Origin of the sequence: Aeromonas media (assembly GCF_020423125.1) — a bacterium.
In the GTDB taxonomy this organism is placed as follows: Bacteria; Pseudomonadota; Gammaproteobacteria; order Enterobacterales; family Aeromonadaceae; genus Aeromonas; species Aeromonas media.
On sequence record NZ_CP075564.1, the window covers coordinates 2512151 to 2530984 of the forward strand.

General features: G+C 60.3%; 18 protein-coding genes. 6 read left to right on the forward strand and 12 right to left on the reverse strand.

What is annotated here, in order from left to right; translation table 11 throughout:
* Positions 1-34 precede the first annotated feature (34 nt).
* The 8 genes from sucD to sdhC all read right to left on the reverse strand — a co-directional run bounded on the left by sucD (position 35) and on the right by sdhC (position 9614).
* Positions 35-907 carry a succinate--CoA ligase subunit alpha gene (sucD, locus tag KI797_RS11530; RefSeq protein WP_042649072.1) on the reverse strand — a complete coding sequence of 291 codons (873 nt, stop codon included), beginning with the start codon at positions 905-907 and terminating at the stop codon, positions 35-37.
* Positions 907-2073: an ADP-forming succinate--CoA ligase subunit beta gene (gene sucC / locus KI797_RS11535; RefSeq protein ID WP_005326943.1), complete on the reverse strand. Its 1167-nt coding sequence runs from the start codon at positions 2071-2073 to the stop codon at positions 907-909. The genes sucD and sucC overlap by 1 nt, the downstream gene beginning before the upstream one ends.
* A gap of 106 nt (positions 2074-2179) precedes the next feature.
* Complete coding sequence (gene odhB / locus KI797_RS11540) at positions 2180-3367, reverse strand: 2-oxoglutarate dehydrogenase complex dihydrolipoyllysine-residue succinyltransferase (RefSeq protein ID WP_005326941.1); 1188 nt, start codon at positions 3365-3367, stop codon at positions 2180-2182.
* A 92-nt stretch (positions 3368-3459) separates the two neighbouring features.
* Positions 3460-6270: a 2-oxoglutarate dehydrogenase E1 component gene (sucA, locus tag KI797_RS11545; protein WP_161507265.1), complete on the reverse strand. Its 2811-nt coding sequence runs from the start codon at positions 6268-6270 to the stop codon at positions 3460-3462.
* A 114-nt stretch (positions 6271-6384) separates the two neighbouring features.
* Entirely contained in the window at positions 6385-7101 is a 717-nt protein-coding gene (locus KI797_RS11550) for a succinate dehydrogenase iron-sulfur subunit (RefSeq protein WP_025326736.1), read from the reverse strand.
* 17 nt (positions 7102-7118) lie between these two features.
* On the reverse strand, positions 7119-8885 hold the full coding sequence (sdhA, locus tag KI797_RS11555) for a succinate dehydrogenase flavoprotein subunit (RefSeq protein ID WP_025326735.1): 1767 nt from the start codon (positions 8883-8885) through the stop codon (positions 7119-7121).
* A 1-nt stretch (position 8886) separates the two neighbouring features.
* A complete protein-coding gene (gene sdhD / locus KI797_RS11560; RefSeq protein ID WP_005326929.1) occupies positions 8887-9231 on the reverse strand; it encodes a succinate dehydrogenase, hydrophobic membrane anchor protein in 345 nt (114 codons plus the stop codon).
* Positions 9225-9614 (reverse strand): succinate dehydrogenase cytochrome b556 subunit, encoded by a 390-nt coding sequence (gene sdhC / locus KI797_RS11565; protein ID WP_025326734.1) that lies wholly within the window; start codon positions 9612-9614, stop codon positions 9225-9227. Before sdhC ends, sdhD begins: the two co-directional genes overlap by 7 nt.
* A gap of 423 nt (positions 9615-10037) precedes the next feature.
* On the opposite strand from sdhC, the gene KI797_RS11570 reads away from it, so the two are divergent.
* The 3 genes from KI797_RS11570 (at position 10038) to KI797_RS11580 (ending at position 12323) form a co-directional block, all read left to right on the forward strand.
* Positions 10038-11324, forward strand: coding sequence for a citrate synthase (locus KI797_RS11570; protein ID WP_161507266.1), 1287 nt, complete (start codon positions 10038-10040; stop codon positions 11322-11324).
* Between the two features lie 95 nt (positions 11325-11419).
* Positions 11420-11734 (forward strand): DUF4377 domain-containing protein, encoded by a 315-nt coding sequence (locus tag KI797_RS11575; RefSeq protein WP_005326919.1) that lies wholly within the window; start codon positions 11420-11422, stop codon positions 11732-11734.
* A gap of 94 nt (positions 11735-11828) precedes the next feature.
* A complete protein-coding gene (locus tag KI797_RS11580; protein ID WP_005326918.1) occupies positions 11829-12323 on the forward strand; it encodes a GNAT family N-acetyltransferase in 495 nt (164 codons plus the stop codon).
* Positions 12324-12385: 62 nt separating this feature from the next.
* Here the strand turns inward: KI797_RS11580 and fabB are convergent, their stop codons facing one another.
* A complete protein-coding gene (fabB, locus tag KI797_RS11585; protein WP_041205911.1) occupies positions 12386-13597 on the reverse strand; it encodes a beta-ketoacyl-ACP synthase I in 1212 nt (403 codons plus the stop codon).
* A 90-nt stretch (positions 13598-13687) separates the two neighbouring features.
* On the opposite strand from fabB, the gene mnmC reads away from it, so the two are divergent.
* Entirely contained in the window at positions 13688-15712 is a 2025-nt protein-coding gene (gene mnmC / locus KI797_RS11590; protein WP_226169399.1) for a bifunctional tRNA (5-methylaminomethyl-2-thiouridine)(34)-methyltransferase MnmD/FAD-dependent 5-carboxymethylaminomethyl-2-thiouridine(34) oxidoreductase MnmC, read from the forward strand.
* Between the two features lie 72 nt (positions 15713-15784).
* Here the strand turns inward: mnmC and KI797_RS11595 are convergent, their stop codons facing one another.
* Positions 15785-16390: a DUF922 domain-containing protein gene (locus tag KI797_RS11595; protein ID WP_161507268.1), complete on the reverse strand. Its 606-nt coding sequence runs from the start codon at positions 16388-16390 to the stop codon at positions 15785-15787.
* A gap of 218 nt (positions 16391-16608) precedes the next feature.
* Between KI797_RS11595 and KI797_RS11600 the strand changes: the two genes are divergently transcribed.
* Positions 16609-16800 (forward strand): superinfection immunity protein, encoded by a 192-nt coding sequence (locus KI797_RS11600; protein WP_226169400.1) that lies wholly within the window; start codon positions 16609-16611, stop codon positions 16798-16800.
* Between the two features lie 409 nt (positions 16801-17209).
* On the opposite strand, the gene KI797_RS11605 is transcribed toward KI797_RS11600, so the two are convergent.
* Positions 17210-17377 carry a hypothetical protein gene (locus KI797_RS11605; protein ID WP_226169402.1) on the reverse strand — a complete coding sequence of 56 codons (168 nt, stop codon included), beginning with the start codon at positions 17375-17377 and terminating at the stop codon, positions 17210-17212.
* 84 nt (positions 17378-17461) lie between these two features.
* Here KI797_RS11605 and KI797_RS11610 point away from each other — a divergent pair, with 84 nt between their 5' ends.
* Entirely contained in the window at positions 17462-18412 is a 951-nt protein-coding gene (locus KI797_RS11610) for an IS1595-like element ISKpn3 family transposase (RefSeq protein WP_005342491.1), read from the forward strand.
* Here the strand turns inward: KI797_RS11610 and KI797_RS11615 are convergent.
* Complete coding sequence (locus KI797_RS11615; RefSeq protein WP_226169404.1) at positions 18321-18800, reverse strand: hypothetical protein; 480 nt, start codon at positions 18798-18800, stop codon at positions 18321-18323. The two genes, KI797_RS11610 and KI797_RS11615, sit on opposite strands and share 92 nt — an antisense overlap.
* Positions 18801-18834 lie beyond the last annotated feature (34 nt).

Sequence of the window (18834 nt, forward strand, 5' to 3'; positions counted from 1 at the left end):
GCATTTTGCTATCTGAGATAACAGGCTAAAGAACTTACCAGCCAGTTACTTCGCGCAGGGCTTTGCCAATATCGGCCAGGGAGCGCACGGTTTTCACGCCGGCATCTTCCAGGGCGGCAAATTTCTCTGCGGCCGTGCCTTTACCACCGGCGATGATGGCGCCCGCATGACCCATGCGCTTGCCAGCCGGGGCGGTGACGCCCGCGATGTAGGAGACCACCGGCTTGGTGACGTGAGCCTTGATGTAGGCTGCGGCTTCTTCCTCGGCACTGCCGCCGATCTCACCGATCATCACAATCGCTTCGGTCTTCGGATCGTTCTGGAACATCTCCAGGATGTCGATGAAGTTGGAACCCGGGATGGGGTCGCCACCGATGCCGACGCAGGTGGACTGGCCGAAGCCCTCGTCCGTGGTCTGCTTGACCGCTTCGTAGGTCAGGGTGCCGGAGCGGGAGACGATGCCTACCTTGCCCGGCTTGTGGATGTGACCCGGCATGATGCCGATCTTGCACTCACCCGGGGTGATGACGCCCGGGCAGTTCGGCCCAATCATGCGCACGCCGGTTTCCTGCAGCTTCACTTTGACCTGCAACATGTCCAGGGTCGGGATGCCTTCGGTGATGGTGACGATGAGCTTGATGCCAGCGTCGATCGCTTCCAGGATGGCGTCCTTGCAGAACGGGGCCGGAACATAGATGACGGAGGCGGTGGCGCCGGTGGCTTCCACGGCGTCACGAACGGTGTTGAACACCGGCAGGCCCAGGTGAGTGGTGCCGCCCTTGCCCGGTGAGACGCCGCCGACCATCTGGGTACCGTAGGCAATCGCCTGTTCGGAGTGGAAAGTACCCTGACCGCCGGTGAAGCCCTGGCAGATCACCTTGGTGTCTTTGTTGATCAGAACGCTCATTATTTGGCCTCCGCTGCTTTAACCACTTGCTGAGCTGCGTCAGTCAGACTCGTTGCGGCGATGATATTGAGGCCGCTGTCGGCCAGTTTACGGGCACCCAGTTCGGCATTGTTGCCTTCCAGACGCACCACCACGGGCACCTTGACCCCTACTTCCTTAACTGCGCCGATAATGCCTTCCGCGATCATGTCGCAGCGCACTATGCCACCGAAGATGTTGACCAGCACGGCTTGCACCTTGCTGTCGGAGAGAATGATCTTGAAGGCCTCGGTCACACGCTCCTTGGTGGCACCGCCGCCGACGTCCAGGAAGTTGGCCGGTGAACCGCCGTGCAGGTTGACGATGTCCATGGTGCCCATGGCCAGACCTGCGCCGTTGACCATGCAGCCGATGTTGCCATCGAGGGCCACATAGTTCAGCTCCCACTGGGCGGCATGCGCTTCGCGGGGGTCATCCTGGGAGGGATCGTGCATCTCGCGCAGCTTGGGCTGGCGGTAGAGGGCATTGGCGTCGATGTTGATCTTGCCGTCCAGGCAGTGCAGGTTGCCCTTGTCGGTGATCACCAGCGGGTTGATCTCCAGCAAGGCGAAGTCGCAATCCAGGAACATCTGGCCCAGACCCATGAAGATCTTGGTGAACTGCTTGATCTGATCGCCGACCAGACCCAGCTTGAAGGCCAGCTCGCGGGCCTGATAAGCCTGCGGGCCCACCAGAGGATCGATGGCCGCCTTGTGAATGAGTTCCGGAGTTTCGTGGGCGATCTTCTCGATGTCCACGCCACCCTCGGTGGAGGCCATGAAGACCACGCGGCGACTGCCACGGTCAACCACGGCGCCCAGATACAGTTCCTTGGCGATGTCGGTGCAGGACTCTACCAGGATCTTGGTGACCGGCTGGCCGTTGGCATCAGTCTGATAGGTCACCAGGTTCTTGCCGAGCCAGTTCTGGGCGAAGGCGCGGATCTCGTCCTTGCTCTTGGCCAGCTTGACGCCGCCCGCCTTGCCACGCCCACCGGCGTGGACCTGGCACTTGACGACCCAGGTGTTGCCGCCAATCTTGTCGGCCGCTTCGGCCGCTTCCTGCGGGGTAGCGCAGGCATAACCTTCGGAGACCGGCAGGCCATACTCGGCAAACAGCTGTTTTGCCTGATATTCATGCAGATTCATAGATGCTCTATCCGTGTTGTAGGTATTTCCGTCCGGGGCTCGTGTTTCTCAATCCCCTGTGAATGGGGGCCTGGGCGGCCCCTCGTTATCTTTCAGTCACTCTTGTTCAGACATCCAACAGCAGACGGGTCGGGTCTTCCAGCAGCTCCTTGATGGAGACCAGGAAGCCCACCGACTCGCGACCGTCGATGATGCGGTGATCGTAGGAGAGCGCCAGGTACATCATCGGCAGGATCTCGACCTTGCCGTCGACGGCCATGGGTCTGTCCTGGATCTTGTGCATCCCCAGGATGGCGCTCTGGGGCGGGTTGATGATGGGGGTGGACATCAGGGAGCCGAACACACCGCCGTTGGTGATGGTGAAGTTGCCGCCGGTCAGTTCATCCACGGTCAGCTTGCCGTCACGGCCCTTGCCCGCCAGATCCTTGATGGCCTTCTCGATGTCGGCCAGGCTCATGTTGTCGCAGTCACGCAGTACCGGGGTCACCAGACCACGGGGGGTGGAGACGGCGATGCTGACGTCGAAGTAGCTGTGATAGACGATGTCGTCACCGTCCAGCGCCGCGTTCACTTCCGGGTAGCGCTTGAGGGATTCCACCACCGCCTTCACGTAGAAGGACATGAAGCCGAGCTTGATGCCGTGCTTCTTCTCGAAGATCTCGCCGTACTGCTTGCGCAGCTTCATGATGGGCGCCATGTTGATCTCGTTGAAGGTGGTCAGCATGGCGGTGGTGTTCTTGGCCTCCAGCAGACGTTCGGCGATGCGTTTGCGCAGACGGGTCATGGGCACACGCTTCTCGGTGCGACCAGCCAGGGGGGCGATGGGCGCAACCGGTGCGGCTGCCACGGCGGCGGGGGCTGCCGGCTTGCTCAGGTTCTTGATGAAGGCGTCCACATCTTCCTTAGTGACACGACCACCTTTGCCGGTACCGGTCAGCTTGGCCACGTCGATATCGTGTTCGGCCACCAGGCGGCGCACGGAGGGGCTCAAACCGTCGGCAGCGTCATCGGTCGCCACGTCCACCGGCTTCTCCTTGGTCTCTTCACCGGCCACCGGGGCCGCCTTGAGGATGGCGATCAGTTGACGGGAAAGCACGGTGGCGCCTTCCAGTTGCAGGATGTCACCCAGTACGCCGGCTTCCGGCGCGGGGACTTCCAGCACGACTTTATCGGTTTCGATGTCAACCAGCACTTCGTCACGGGCAACCAGATCACCCGGTTTCTTGTGCCAGGTGGCGATGGTGGCGTCCGCCACTGATTCCGGCAGGTCCGGTACCTTGATCTCGATAGTCATGTAATCAGTTCCTTGTTACTTCTTGGCCAGCAGGCTTGTTCCAGAGACGGAGAGGGTCGGCTGCACAGAGCCCCCTCCCCTTCACAACTCGTTTATTCCAGGGTCAGCGCGTCTTCCACCAGGGCTTTCTGCTGCTTGGCGTGGACAGACATGTAACCGACGGCCGGTGAGGCCGAGGCCGGACGACCGGCGTAACGCAGACGGGCATGGCTTGGCAGCACGCTGTCGTAGTGATGACGGGTGCTGTACCAGGCGCCCTGGTTCTGCGGCTCTTCCTGACACCAGACGAAGTCGGTGACATGGGCATAGTCGGCCAGGATGGCGCGTACTTCCTCTTCCGGGAAGGGGTAGAGCTGCTCGATCCGCACCAGGGCGACATCTTGCTGCTCGGCCTTGCGACGGGCATCGAGCAGGTCGTAGTAGACCTTGCCGGAGCAGAAGACCACCCGCTTGACGCCCTTCGGATCCAGCGCATCGATCTCGCCGATGGCATTCTGGAAGGTGCCTTCCGCCAGCTCGTCGAGCTTGCTGACCGCCAACGGGTGGCGCAGCAGGGATTTCGGCGTCATCACGATGAGCGGACGGCGCATCGGGCGCACCACCTGGCGACGCAGCATGTGGAACACCTGCGCCGGGGTGGAGGGCACACACACCTGCATGTTGTGCTGGGCGCACATCTGCAGATAGCGCTCCAGACGGGCGGAGGAGTGCTCAGGGCCTTGGCCCTCGTAACCGTGAGGCAGCAGCATGGTCAGACCGCACATCCGGCCCCACTTCTGCTCGCCGGAGGAGAGGAACTGATCCACCACCACCTGGGCGCAGTTGGCGAAGTCGCCGAACTGGGCTTCCCAGATGGTCAGACCGGCCGGCTCGGCGCTGGCGTAGCCATACTCGAACGCCAGTACCGCGTTCTCGGTCAGCACCGAGTCGTAGATCTCGAACGGGCCTTGCTCGTCGTGCAGGTTGCACAACGGGGTGTAGGTGCTCGCATCGGTCTGGTTGTGCAGCACGGCGTGGCGGTGGAAGAAGGTGCCACGGCCGGAATCTTCCCCGGTGAAGCGGATGCGTGCGCCCTTGTCCACCAGAGTGGCGTAGGCCAGCGTCTCGGCAAAGCCCCAGTCAACCAGCTTCTCGCCGGCGGCCATCAGGCGGCGGTCTTCGTAGATCTTCTCGACCTGGCGCTGCAGCACATGGGTCGCCGGGTACTGGCTGATGCGCTCGCCGAGGGACTTGAGGTGATCCATGGGCACTGTGCTGTCATAGGCCATGGCCCAGTCGTGACCGAGATAAGGGGTCCAGTCCACGGAGTGAAGCTCCATGGGACGCCACTCCTTGCTCACCCGCTCGCCCCGATCCAGGGTATCGCGGTAGTCGTTGACCAGGGAGGTGGCCAGCTCAGGGGTGATGGTGCCTTCGACAATCAGCTGATCGGCATATATTTTGCGCGGAGTCGGGTGCTGCTTGATCTTCTGGTACATCAGCGGCTGGGTCGCACTCGGCTCGTCAGCCTCGTTGTGGCCGTGACGACGGTAGCAGACCAGCTCGATCACCACGTCGCGTTTGAAGGTGTTGCGATAATCCAGCGCAATCTGGGTCACCAGCACCACGGCTTCCGGGTCATCCCCGTTGACGTGCAGCACAGGCGCCTGCACCGCCTTGGCGATGTCGGTGCAATATTCGGTGGAGCGCAGGTCACGTTGATAGGAGGTGGTGAAACCCACCTGGTTGTTGATGACGATGCGCACAGTGCCGCCGACGCCGTAGGCACGGGTCAGGGACATGTTGAAGGTTTCTGCCACCACACCCTGCCCCGCGATGGCGGAGTCACCGTGGATGGTGATGGGCAGCACACTGGAGCCATCCTTGTCACCGCGACGGTCCATGCGGGCACGCACCGAGCCGATGACCACGGGGTTGACGATCTCGAGGTGGGACGGGTTGAAGGCCAGCGCCAGGTGGACGTTGCCGCCCGGGGTGGCGAAGTCGGAGGAGAAGCCCATGTGGTACTTCACATCCCCTGTGCCCCAGGACTCGCCGTGCTTGCCGGCGAACTCGTCGAACAGATCCTGGGCACGCTTGCCCAGCACGTTGATCAGCACGTTGAGGCGACCGCGGTGGGCCATGCCGATGACGGCCTCCTTGCAACCCTGCTCACCGGCGCGGCGAATAAGCTCTTTCAGCATGGGCACCATGGCATCGCCCCCTTCCAGGGAGAAACGCTTGGCCCCTGGGAACTTGGCGCCCAGGTATTTTTCCAGCCCTTCGGCGGCGGTCAGGCTCTCGAGGAAGCGGGTCTTCTCCTCGGTGCTGTAGTTGCCCTTGGCTTCGATGGATTCAAGACGATCTTGCAGCCAGCGCTTCTCCTCGGTAGAGGTGATGTGCATGTAGTCTGCACCTATGCTGCCGCAGTAGGTTTTCTTCAGCGAGGCGTAGAGATCGGAGAGCACCATGGTCTCGCGACCGATGGCGTAGGAGCCCACATTGAAGGTGGCATCCATGTCTGCGCCCTGCAGGTTGTGAAATGCCGGGTCGAGCTCGGCAACGGTTTCACGGGTCCAGAGGCCGAGGGGATCCAGATTGGCATTCTGGTGACCGCGGAAGCGGAAGGCGTTGATCAGCTGCAGTACCCGCACCTGCTTGGCATCCACCTGGGGATCGGAAACGGGCGCGCTGTAACGGGAGGGATCCTTGGCCAGGCGGCGGAAATAGTCGCGAACCTGAGAGTGGGGTTGTTCAACTGCATGGCCATTGACCTGGGGCAGCTCGCTAAACAGGCTGCGCCACTCTTCGGCCACGGAGTCGGGGTTTTCCAGGAAGGATTCGTACAAATCCTCAATGTAGCTTGCATTCGCACCAGCCAGGTGAGATGACTCCAACCAGGCCTTCATCACGCCGTTATGCATTTCTATCCCTTGTACATCTTGTTCACTGCAGCGCAGCTTGTAGGGTCATAGCCATCCCGGGACGGGATGGCTATCCAGAGGTCGGGCCCGGCGCAAGGCGCCCTGGCCCTGGTATTACACAGCCCGGTTGAGCAACATCGACTTGATCTGACCGATGGCCTTGGTCGGGTTCAAGCCCTTGGGACAGACGTTCACGCAGTTCATGATGCCGTGGCAGCGGAACACGCTAAAGGCGTCATCCAGGTTGCCCAGTCGTTCGGTGGCGGCGGTGTCGCGGCTGTCTGCCAACCAGCGGTAGGCGGCGAGCAGCCCGGCCGGGCCGATGAACTTGTCCGGGTTCCACCAGAAGGAGGGGCAAGAGGTGGAGCAGCAGGCACAGAGAATACACTCGTACAGGCCATCCAGCTTGGCGCGCTCTTCGGGGGATTGCAGGTGCTCACGCACGGGCGGCAGTTTCTCATCGTTGATGAGGAAGGGTTTGACCTTCTCCCACTGGGTGTAGAACTGGGTCATGTCGATCACCAGATCGCGGATCACTGGCAGACCGGGCAGGGGTCGGATGACGACCTTGTTGCCCTTCTTCAGCAGATCGGAGAGCGGGGTGATGCAGGCAAGACCGTTCTTGCCATTCATGTTGAGACCGTCTGATCCACAGACCCCTTCGCGGCAGGAGCGGCGGAAGGAGAGCGTGGGATCCAGCTCTTTCAGCTGGATCAGTGCATCGAGCACCATCATGTCGGAACCTTCAGGAATATCAAGACGATATTCCTTCATATGCGGGACGTTATCAACGTCCGGATTGTATCTGTAGACAGAGAATGTGACGTTCATTGTGCTTGGCTCCGCAATCAGTAAGTCCGGACCTTGGGCGGGAACGCCTCACGGGTCTTGGGTGACATGTTGACAGCACGACGGGTCATGGACTCGGTGTCCGGATGATAGAGGCTGTGGCACAACCAGCTCTCGTCGTCACGCTCCGGGAAATCGAAGCGGCTGTGGGCACCCCGGCTCTCGGTACGGAAGTTGGCGGCAACCGCGGTGGCAAAGGCCGTCTCCATCAGGTTGTCCAGCTCCAGGCACTCGATGCGCTGGGTGTTGAACTCCTTGGAGGTGTCGTCCAGACGGGCATTCTTGAGGCGCTCGCGGATGAGTTTCAGTTCGGCCAGCCCTTCTGCCATGGCGTCCCCTTCGCGGAACACGGAGAAGTTGTTCTGCATGCAGCGCTGCAGGTCACGGCGGATCTCGGCGGGATCCTCGCCATCGCGGTTGTTCTCCCAGCGATTGAAGCGGGCCAGCGCCGCGGCGATGTCGGATTCAGACGCCTCGCGACCATGATCCATCTCGCCCAGGGTCTCCACCAGGTGCATGCCGGCGGCACGACCAAACACCACCAGATCCAGCAAGGAGTTGCCGCCGAGGCGGTTGGCACCGTGCACGGACACGCAGGCGATTTCCCCCACCGCGAACAGGCCGACCACGGGGACATCGTTGCCGTCTTTATCCTGGGTCAGGCACTGGCCGTTCACGCTGGTCGGCACGCCGCCCATCATGTAGTGGCAGGTCGGGATGATGGGGATGGGTTCCTTGACCGGATCCACGTGGGCGAAGGTGCGAGAGAGCTCGCAGATGCCCGGCAGACGGGATTCCAGCACCTCTTTGCCGAGGTGATCCAGCTTGAGCTTGATGTGCGGGCCCCAGGGACCGTCACAGCCACGACCTTCGCGGATCTCGATCATGATGGAACGAGCCACCACGTCGCGACCGGCGAGATCCTTGGCGTTGGGCGCATAACGCTCCATGAAGCGCTCGCCATCTTTGTTGAGCAGATAGCCGCCTTCACCACGGCAACCCTCGGTCACCAGTACCCCTGCCCCGGCGATGCCGGTGGGGTGGAACTGCCAGAATTCCATGTCCTGCACGCCGACTCCGGCACGCAGCGCCATGCCGACGCCGTCACCCGTGTTGATGTGGGCGTTGGTGGTGGACTGGTAGATGCGACCGGCGCCGCCAGTGGCAAGCACTGTGGCCTTGGCCTTGAAGTAGACGACTTCGCCGCTCTCCATGTCGATGGCGGTGCAGCCGACGATGTGGCCGTCCTGGTTCTTCACCAGATCCAGGGCATACCATTCGGAGAAGACGGTGGTCTTGTTCTTGACGTTCTGCTGATACAGGGTATGCAGCAGGGCGTGACCTGTCCGGTCGGCAGCCGCCGCGGTACGGGCCGCCTGCTCGCCGCCAAAATTCTTGGACTGACCGCCGAAGGGGCGCTGATAGACAGAGCCGTTGTCGAAACGGGAGAAGGGCAAGCCCATGTTCTCCAGCTCGTAGATGGCCTCGGGGCCGGTCTTGCACATGTATTCAATCGCTTCCTGGTCACCGATGTAATCGGAGCCCTTGACGGTGTCATACATGTGCCACTGCCAGTTGTCGTCATGGGCATTGCCCAGGGCGACCGTGATCCCGCCCTGGGCGGAAACCGTGTGGGAACGAGTCGGGAAAACCTTGGAAAGCAGTGCGCAGCTCTTGCCGGACTGGGCAATCTGCAGCGCGGCGCGCATGCCGGCACCACCGGCACCGATCACGACCGCATCAAATTCACGAGTTGGAATAGTCACCTTACACACCCCACAGCACGACGAAACCCGTCATCAGATAGACGAACAGCACCACCACCAGCGCAAACTGCAGCGCACCGCGCAGTCCGACCGGCTTGATATAGTCGGTCAGCACCTGCCACAGACCGATCCAGGCGTGGATCAGGACGCACAGGAGCGTCAGCAGGGTGAAGACCTTGGTGAAGGTTGTGGCGAAGAAGCCGGTCCACACCTCGTAGGTAATGTCGTTGAAGGCGACAAAGCCCACCAGATAAAGGACGTAAGCCGTCATGATGAGGGCGGTGGCGCGGATCAGGATGTAATCATGAACACCGCTGCGCCCGAAAGTTGCAGAATTGGTTACCATACCAGTACCCCCGCCAATACCGCCAGAATCCCGGTAATCACGAAGCCCACCCGGGCACTCTGATTCGCGGAATCCAGCTCTTCCCAATGCCCCATGTCCATGACCAGATGACGCAGGCCGCCCACTATGTGGTATGCCAGCGCAGTCAGGATCCCCCACAACACGAACTTGACCAGGAAGTTGTCCATGATGGCAACGACTGTTTCAAATCCTTCGGGAGAGGAGAGTGAAGTACCAAGCATCCACAGCAAGATGGCCAGCGCCACAAAGGTGATAACCCCTGAGACACGGTGCAAGATGGAAGCGATGGCGGTGACAGGAAAGCTGATCGTTTGCAGGTCGAGGTTTACAGGTCTCTGTTTATTTTTCACGGCTTTGCCCACTCAGCTCCATTGAGCACGTTAGTTATTGTTTTCACACGCTTTGAGGGCTAGGAGTGGCATTTGTTAGGTTTTTGTTACCAAAACAACTCGGAAAAGCCAAAAATAACATTTTAGATATCACATCTGGCTTTGCGAAAGCGTTTCAAACACCGACGGCCATCACCCACGAGGCGCAGTATATCGGCGGCCTTAACCAATGACAATCAATTAGCTACATAGAAAACCCAAAACCGTAAACCAGATCTCACAACCGGTTTAACAAGTCATTAATGATCATTCAGGAAAATTGACAAGAAGGTGGTTCTCTGGTTCAAATAAGGCGCTCCAGCCGCCGTGGTACGGGTAAGAACCTTTGCCAGCGTCATGAAAGTCGTAATAAAGTAGGACTGGAACCAAATTATAAAAGAGCAAAGGAGACGTGCTATGGCTGATAAGATAGCCACCCTACATCTGCCCGGAAAAGAGCCGGTAGAACTACCGATCCTGTCCGGTACTGTTGGACCCGATGTAATCGATGTCAGAAAACTGGGCGCGCAAGGGTACTTCACCTTCGACCCCGGCTTTATGGCCACCGGTGCTTGCAAATCATCCATTACCTATATTGACGGAGATCAGGGTGTCTTGCTGCACCGTGGTTATCCCATCGCCCAGTTGGCCACCCAGGCCAGTTACCTGGAAGTCTGTTACATCCTGCTGTACGGCGAGGCGCCCACCAAGACGCAATACGCGGAATTTGAACGCCTGGTCACCCGCCACACCATGGTGCACGAGCAGATCGCCTTCTTCTTCCGCGGCTTCCGCCGTGACTCCCACCCCATGGCGATCATGTGCGGTGTGGTCAGCGCCCTGTCCGCCTTCTATCACGATGCCCTCGACATCAACAACGAAGAGCATCGCGAGATCTGCGCCTTCCGTCTGCTCTCCAAGATGCCGACCCTGGCCGCCATGTGTTACAAGTACTCCATCGGCCAACCCTTCATGCAGCCGCGCAACGCCCTCTCCTATGCCGGCAACTTCCTGCACATGATGTTTGGTGTGCCGACCGAAGAGTACAAGGTCAACCCCATCGTCGAGCGCGCCATGGATCGCATCTTCACCCTGCATGCGGACCACGAACAGAACGCCTCCACCTCCACCGTGCGTCTGGCCGGCTCCTCCGGTGCCAACCCGTTTGCCTGTATTGCTGCGGGGATCGCCTCCCTGTGGGGTCCGGCCCACGGCGGCGCCAATGAAGCCTGCCTCAAAATGCTCGAGGAGATCGGCTCGGTTGACCGTATTCCCGAGTACATCGGCCGCGCAAAGGACAAGAACGATCCCTTCCGTCTGATGGGCTTCGGCCACCGGGTCTACAAGAACCACGACCCCCGTGCCACCGTGATGCGCGAAACCTGTCACGAGGTACTGACCGAGCTGCAGATCAAGGATCCGCTGCTGGACGTGGCCATGGAGCTGGAGCGCATCGCGCTCTCCGACCCCTACTTCATCGAGAAGAAGCTCTACCCGAACGTGGACTTCTACTCCGGCATCATCATGAAGGCCATCGGCATCCCCATGTCCATGTTCACCGTGATCTTCGCCATCTCCCGCACCATCGGCTGGATTGCCCACTGGAACGAAATGCACTCGGATCCGGACCAGAAGATCGGCCGTCCGCGTCAGCTCTATACCGGCCTGGCCCAACGGGATTTCACTCCGCTTGATCAGCGCTGATCCGGCGAGTTGTCATGGTTTGTTACAAAGGCGGTCATTGACCGCCTTTTCATTTGAGGGTCTAATCGCGCCCTTTTACGCCAAGGACACCCATCATGAAAGCTCCCCTGCTCCTCTGCTCCGCCTTGTTGCTCAGCGCCTGCCAGAGCACCCCGGCCACAGAGACCCTGTATATCCAGGACAAGCTGGCCGACTGCGTCGGTGTCGCCCCCATGAAGTGCATGCAGGTGCGCAGCCAGCCTGGCGAGAGCTGGACCCTCTTCTACCAGCAGATCGAAGGTTTCACCTTTGAGCCTGGTTTCCGCTATCAACTGGAAGTGCGTACCGAACAGCTCACCGACGTGCCGGCAGACGCCTCCTCGGTGCGCTATCAGCTGATCAAGGTGGTGAGCAAAGAGGCCGCTCGCTGAGCCACGAGGGGCTGCGGTTCAATTTGCACGCCCCCTGGGTTATGCTGACCACCTTCTTTCAAGGGTTGACCAGGGGCACGCGCCCTCCAGTACGATGATCAAGATAAGAACCATACGGCCCCTCGACTGGCCCGCCATCATGACCATTCAGAGCGAGTGCTACCACCAGCTGGAGCCCGAGCCCCTCGAGGTGATGAGCAACAAGGCACAACTCGCCCCCGCCTGTTGCTGGGTCGCCGAGCGTCAGGGCCGGGTGCTCGGTTACCTGCTCTGCCATCCCTGGCGCGCCCACCAGCCCCCGCCCCTCTCGGTGCCGATGAAGGCGCTGGCCGGTCATGAAGAGTTCTATCTGCACGATCTCGCGGTCAGTGGCGAGGCCCGAGGTCTGGGCGTCGGGCAGCAACTGCTGGCCACGGCGCTCGATTTCGCGAGTCGAGAAGGGTATCGCCATGCAGGTCTGGTGGCGGTGCAGGATGCCCCCGCCTTCTGGCGCAAGCAGGGCTTCGTGCCAGCCAAGACCCCCAAGTCCCTGGAGGAGTACGGCGAAGACGCCGTCTATATGCGCCTGCCCCTGGCCGAACCGGCCTGAGGCCCAGTTAAAGCCCAATAAAAAGGCGCCTTGCGGCGCCTTTTTTTCACTTCATCGGTTCATCAAGCCTTGAACTTGCTGAACACCAGGGAAGCGTTGGTACCGCCAAAGCCGAAGCTGTTGGACATGACGGTATTGAGATCGGCCGTTTCGTACTCGCGTACGATGGGCAGACCCACGGCCTTCTCGTCCAGGTTCTCGATGTTGATGCTGGGGGCAATGAAGCCGTGTTCCATCATCAGCAGGGAGTAGACGGCCTCGTGCACACCGGCGGCGCCAAGGGCATGGCCCGTCATCGCCTTGGTGGCGGAGAGCTTGGGCGCATTGCTGCCAAACAGGGTCTGGATGGCTTCCAGCTCCTTGGTATCACCGACCGGAGTCGAAGTGCCGTGGGTGTTGATGTAATCCACAGAGCCGACGTCCTGCATCGCCATCTTCATGCAACGCACCGCGCCTTCACCGCTCGGGGCAACCATGTCGTAGCCGTCGGAGGTGGCACCGTAACCGGTGATTTCGGCGTAGATGTGGGCACCGCGGGCCAGGGCATGTTCCAGCTCTTCGACCACCAGGATGCCGCCGCCGCCGGAGATGACGAAACCATCGCGGTCCGCATCATAGGTACGGGACGCCTTTTCCGGGGTGTCGTTGTACTTGGTGGAGAGGGCGCCCATGGCATCGAACTGGATGGTGGAAGACCAGTCCAGCTCCTCGCCGCCGCCGGCGAAGACGATGTCCTGCTTGCCAAGCTGGATCAGTTCCAGTGCGTGACCGATGCAGTGGGCAGAGGTGGCGCAGGCGGAGCTGATGGTGTAGTTGACACCCTTGATCTTGAACGGGGTGGCCAGGCAGGCAGAGGTGGTGGAGGACATGGTACGCGGCACCATGTAGGGACCCACACGCTTGACCCCTTTCTCACGGGCGATGTCCGCAGACTCCGAGGTGTTCTTGCCGGAGGCGCCGCCGGAGCCGACCACTATCCCGGTACGCTCGTTGGAGACCTGATCCTCTGGCAGACCCGCGTCAGCGATAGCCTGCTGCATGGAGAGGTACGCATAGGCCGCGGCGTCACCCATGAAACGCATGACTTTACGGTCGATCAGTTCAGACGGATCGAGTTTGATGTTACCCCAGACACGGCTGCGCAGATTGTACTGTTCAAACTGCTCGGAATAGGTGATGCCGGATTTGCCTGCTTTCAGGGAGGCCAGCACCTCTTCCTTGTTGTTGCCGATACTGGAGATGACGCCGATACCGGTGATCACTGCTCTTCTCATTAATTCATCTCGTCTGGAAAAACTGGCACCGAGTCTACCCGCTTTCGGCTGCCAAACTGGTCTGCTTTCACGTAGAATGCCCGCGAATTTATGACGCGAGCAGAGGAAAACGTGAGTCAAACATCCTTACATCATGCCCGATTGGACTGGAATGAAGCGGGAACTCCAGTCTCCAGTGAGTTCGGGGATGTGTACTTTTCCAATGATAACGGTCTAAGTGAAACCCGCTACGTCTTTTTATTGCAAAATCACCTACCGGCACGATTTTCGCACCACGATAGTGACAGTTTCGTGATTGGCGAAACAGGTTTCGGCACAGGTCTTAACTTTCTGGCGACAATGGCCGCCTTCCTGGAACAGGCCCCCCAATCCGGCAACGGCTCGCACCTGCACTTCATCAGCTTCGAGAAATACCCCCTGGCCCAGGCGGATCTCTGCAAGGCCTTAGCGGCCTGGCCCGAGCTCGCGCACCTTAGCCAGCCTCTCATCGAGCAATGGCCGCTGCCGGTCTCCGGCTGCCATCGCCTCATTTTTGCCGGCGGCCGCATCCGCCTCGATCTCTGGCTTGGCGACATCAAGGAGATGTTGCCTCAGGTGCCTCACGGCCCCCAAGGTCTGGTTGATGCCTGGTATCTGGATGGCTTCTCGCCTGCCAAGAATCCCGAGATGTGGACACAAGCGCTGTTCGATGGCCTCGCTCGCCTCGCTCGCCCCAGCGCGACCCTCTCGACCTTTACCTGCGCCGGTTTCGTGCGCCGCGGTCTGATTGACGTCGGCTTTGCCATGAAGAAGGTGAAGGGGCACGGCAGCAAGCGGGAGATGCTGGCAGGGAGGCGGGAGGGCAAAGTGCCCGAGCAGACCATCTCCCCCTGGTATGCCCGCCCCGCCGGCCGGGACGGCGAGGTGCTGATCATCGGCGGCGGCATCGCCTCGGCCATGACGGCGCTCTCCCTAGTGGAGCGGGGTCGCAAGGTGACCCTGCTGTGTGAAGATGGCGAGCCTGCCACCGGCGCCTCCGGTAACCGGCAGGGGGCGCTCTATCCGCTGCTTAACGGGGAGCACGACGCCCTGTCACGCTTCTATTCCCTGGCCTTCGGCTATGCCCGCCAGCGGCTGCTGGCCCTGGCTGCGCGCCATCCCGTGGCCTTCTCGCTGTGCGGCGTCACCCAGCTTGGCTACGACGACAAGTCCGCCGCCAAGCTCGCCAAGATGGGTCAGGGCCCCTTCCCCCCCGAGCTGATGCACCCACTCTCTGTCTCGGAAGTTGAGCAGGTGGTCGGCCTGCCCTGCGACCACGGTGGCGTCAGCTACCCCCTGGGAGGCTGGCTCTGCCCGGCGGATCTCACCCGCGCCGCCCTGAAAGAAGCGCAAGCCAGCGGTCTGCTGCGCCTTGAGTACCACACACCGGTGAGCACCATCAGCGAGCTGGCAGACGTCTGGCAGGTGGAGAGCCAAGATGGCCGCCAGTGGCAGGCCCCCAACCTGGTGGTGGCTGCCGGCCATCAGTTGCCTGCACTCATCCCCTTTGCCGAGCTGCCGCTCTACCCGGTGCGCGGTCAGGTGAGCCATGTGCCGACCACGGCGCGGTTAGGCCAGCTCAGAACTGTGCTCTGCTACGACGGCTACCTCACCCCGGCCCACGACGGAGCGCACTGCATCGGGGCCAGCTATGGCCGCAACCAGAGCACCCTCGCATTCAGTGCCGAGGAGCAGGCTCAGAACCAGGCACGGCTGCAAGCCTGCCTGACGGATCAAAGCTGGCCTGCCGAGGTGGACGTGAGCGGCAACGAGGCGCGGGTCGGCGTTCGCTGCGCCAGCCGGGATCACCTGCCGGTGGCAGGCCCCGTCGCCAGATTGGCAAGCCTGGCGGATCAAGACCCTAAGGCCCCCGCTGATCAGCAGCGCGCGCTGCCCCTGCACGCCGGTCTCTATGTGCTGGGCGCCCTCGGCTCCCGGGGTCTGTGCTCGGCGCCCCTCTGCGGTGAGCTGGTCGCGAGCGAGATCTGCGGTGATCCGCTGCCGCTGGCTGCCGATCTGCTGGAGGCGCTGCATCCGGCCCGCTACTGGGTGCGCAGGCTGCGCAAGGGCAAGCCGCTGCGCGATCCGGCGTCCTGATCCCAACCCAGGTTGGACCTCAAACAAAACGGGCTTCCACAAGGGAAGCCCGTTTTTTATTGGCGATGACGGTCAGCTGCCCTCTGGCCAGCTGACCCCGAGCTTGCGCCCCCGATCGGTCTGCTGCGCCAGGGTGGCGAATCGATCCCGGGTCGCCTCCAGCACCGCCTGCCCCTGCTGCCAGCCCTGATGCTGCAAGACGGCGCAATCCTGGGCGACGGGCAACTGGGCGAGCCGGATGCCGAGCTGGCTGACGCTTTCGAGCAATATATCCTTGTGGCGGCTCTCGTAGTCGAACATGGCCGCCACCAGCTTGTCCCACTTCTGCCGCTCCGCCGCGGAGGCTTTGGCCTTGTCCATCCAGTTCGGCACCCTGACCTGGATGCGGGCCGTCACCTGAGCCTGATCCAGTTCGCAGCGCGCCGGGGTCGCCCTGGTCTGCAACTGCCAGGAGAGCTGATAGCTGGCCCTGCCGATATGGCCGTCTGCCTGAGTAGGCGACAAGGCGGTGATCTGGCGCATCACGGCAGCCACATCGGACCCTGATACCCGATAGAACTGGAAATCGACCTTGATATCAGGCGCCACCCGAATATCTGCATAATGGGAGGGTGCTGCTCCGATTGAGGCGGCATATATGAGGGCCGCCACCGCCCCTGTCTTGCTGAAGAGTCCCATCGTCGTGCTGCCTTGCTCCTTGTGAGTCCCGGCGTAATTTCAATTAATAATCAATGAATTAATGATAAGCATAAGCCATTGATTCAAAAACAAAATATAAATGTCGCAGTGATTTTTTTGATTTAACCCCCAGCAAAACACCCAATCCAGAATTAGCACCCAACTATGAGTTAGCTGATTAGAGTGAAGCCCATTCAATCGGCTAAGGTGGTGGTGAAATGGAATCTTTCGGCGTGTTACTGGTGGCCGTGCTGCTGCACTTCATCCAGCTATTTGTTGCTGTGGTCAGAGAGTACCGAAACGCAACGGCAATTGCAGCTCTCAATCTCTTGTTGGGCCGGACGGTCTTAGGCTGGATCGGCTCTCTTGTCTGGTCACTGACGGCCAACACGGAACCCGCCACAAAATAGAAAGCCCCTCGCGGGGCTCATGTCTGCTTGCCAAGGAAAAGCGCTTAGAGAGTCACATAGCCCCAAGCGGCCCACGTATCCTCTGGACTGTAAGGCACTGCGGCTGGTCGTGTATGTTTCTGCACCTGATGAAATAAGGCTGTGGTCTGTGCCAGTGGGCCCGACAACCCCATTGGCAGGAACTGCAAGCCACCATTGCGAGCAAACCAGTGACGGGGGCGTGGATTCACCTGCCACTCGACAAGCGAATCAAACACCCTTATAAGGTCGGCACGTTCTCGCGGGTCTAGTCGCTGGTTGTCGGCGAGTGCGGCGTTGAACTCTCTACGGCTTGGGAGTGTGATTTCTAATGGCTGGCTCATGCTCTATCCCCTGGCTGGCAATGCCCCCTATTGCAGGGGGCTATGAGTTAGCGGATCGCGTTCATTTTTGCGGTGGCTGCTGCCTGTACCAGGTGGGGTGCATGAGATCTGCCAATCGCTTGCGTCAAAGATTCTTGCATCTCCACGGCGAACGAGATAAGCCCGCGGCGCTCGCTCTCCAGCTTGGCGAGCCGCTCGGTGGTGTCATAGCCCACAAGAAGGTTCCTGATTACCCATGATTAGCAGTCAGTTACCACGAACTATACTGATCTTACGTACAGTTATCGAGGTGCGAGATCATGGCCAAAAGCAAAATCCAATTCCAGAAAGGCTACAGCCTGTTTGAGTTTCTCAAGGACTATGGCACTGAGGCTCAGTGCGAAAACGCGCTGTTCACTTGGCGCTTTCCTAACGGCTTTGTCTGCCCTGAATGTGCCAACAAGACCTGTTGTCGCCTGAGAAGGCGGCCACGTGTGTGGCAATGCAATCACTGCCGTCACCAGATGTCATTGACTGGAAACACGATTTTCGCAAACACCAAGCTCCCACTGACCAAGTGGTTTCTGGCAATGCACCTGTTGTCACAAACCAAAACAGGCTTGTCAGCGATGGAGCTAAAGCGCCAGTTGGGCGTCAAATATGACACCGCCTGGATGCTCAAGCACAAGCTGCTGCAAGCCATGAAAGAGTCCGATGACAAGCAGCCCATCAGCGGCATCATTCAGCTCGATGATGTCTACTGGGGTGGCGAGCGCCGTGGTGGCAAACGGGGTCGGGGCGCGGCAGGCAAGACGCCGTTTGTGGCAGCAGTGGCCCTGAACAAGGAAGGACATCCAATCAAGATGCGGATGACGGTGGTCGATGGTTTCAAAACCAAGTCCGTTGCTGATTGGGCAAAACGGCATATTGCCAGTGGTAGCGCGGTGATATCCGATGGATTGGCCTGTTTCAAAGCGGTCAAGGAGGCCAATTGTGAGCACCTGGGTGTTGTCACCGGGGGCAACCTGGACTGGCTGGATCATCCGGCATTCAACTGGGTAAACACGATGATAGGAAATGTGAAAAACTCGCTGCGGGGCAGTTGCCATACGCTCGGAGCGAAGCATTTACCAAGGCATCTTGCGGAATACTGCTTCCGGTTTAATCATCGTTTTGACCTCAAGAGCATGTTGGTTGAATTGGGGCATGCAGTCGTGGCAAGCCCTCCGATGCCATATCGGCTCTTGAAGCTGGCTGAGGGTCATGGGTAATCAGGAGAAGGTTTGTCAGCCTGCCCTGGACAACGCCCGCCCAATGCTCATCACCGCCCTTAACAACCTCCAGCAGTGCCAGCAGCGCCCCTAGATCGTCTCCACACTCGGCCAGTAGGTCGCTGGCGTGAACCTTGCCGATCCGCTTGGCGAAGCTGACCATCTTCGGCATATCAGGGCCATGCTTTGGTCGCTTCAGTTGATCGCTCTTAACCCCCAGAATCTCGGCATCAATGCGCTCGATTTCCTTGGTCAGCCCGTCGAACTGGGTCGGCACTGTGGCTAATGCTCTTAGGAGCTCTTTGTTTCCCTGAGCCTGCGCCTTGGTCGCAATGGCTATGGCTTCGTCTCGGATGGCCTCCATGACGCTCTGGTTAGCTTCTGGCATAGCTGGCACGTGCAAGGGCTGCGGGGAGCATTGC

Coding starts and splice junctions, on each gene's coding strand:
- sucD (WP_042649072.1), bottom strand. CDS start 907: ATGAGCGTTCTGATCAACAAAGACACCAAGGTGATCTGCCAGGGCTTC.
- sucC (WP_005326943.1), bottom strand. CDS start 2,073: ATGAATCTGCATGAATATCAGGCAAAACAGCTGTTTGCCGAGTATGGC.
- odhB (WP_005326941.1), bottom strand. CDS start 3,367: ATGACTATCGAGATCAAGGTACCGGACCTGCCGGAATCAGTGGCGGAC.
- sucA (WP_161507265.1), bottom strand. CDS start 6,270: ATGCATAACGGCGTGATGAAGGCCTGGTTGGAGTCATCTCACCTGGCT.
- KI797_RS11550 (WP_025326736.1), bottom strand. CDS start 7,101: ATGAACGTCACATTCTCTGTCTACAGATACAATCCGGACGTTGATAAC.
- sdhD (WP_005326929.1), bottom strand. CDS start 9,231: ATGGTAACCAATTCTGCAACTTTCGGGCGCAGCGGTGTTCATGATTAC.
- KI797_RS11570 (WP_161507266.1), top strand. CDS start 10,038: ATGGCTGATAAGATAGCCACCCTACATCTGCCCGGAAAAGAGCCGGTA.
- KI797_RS11575 (WP_005326919.1), top strand. CDS start 11,420: ATGAAAGCTCCCCTGCTCCTCTGCTCCGCCTTGTTGCTCAGCGCCTGC.
- KI797_RS11580 (WP_005326918.1), top strand. CDS start 11,829: ATGATCAAGATAAGAACCATACGGCCCCTCGACTGGCCCGCCATCATG.
- fabB (WP_041205911.1), bottom strand. CDS start 13,597: ATGAGAAGAGCAGTGATCACCGGTATCGGCGTCATCTCCAGTATCGGC.
- mnmC (WP_226169399.1), top strand. CDS start 13,688: ATGACGCGAGCAGAGGAAAACGTGAGTCAAACATCCTTACATCATGCC.
- KI797_RS11595 (WP_161507268.1), bottom strand. CDS start 16,390: ATGGGACTCTTCAGCAAGACAGGGGCGGTGGCGGCCCTCATATATGCC.
- KI797_RS11600 (WP_226169400.1), top strand. CDS start 16,609: ATGGAATCTTTCGGCGTGTTACTGGTGGCCGTGCTGCTGCACTTCATC.
- KI797_RS11610 (WP_005342491.1), top strand. CDS start 17,462: ATGGCCAAAAGCAAAATCCAATTCCAGAAAGGCTACAGCCTGTTTGAG.
- KI797_RS11615 (WP_226169404.1), bottom strand. CDS start 18,800: ATGCCAGAAGCTAACCAGAGCGTCATGGAGGCCATCCGAGACGAAGCC.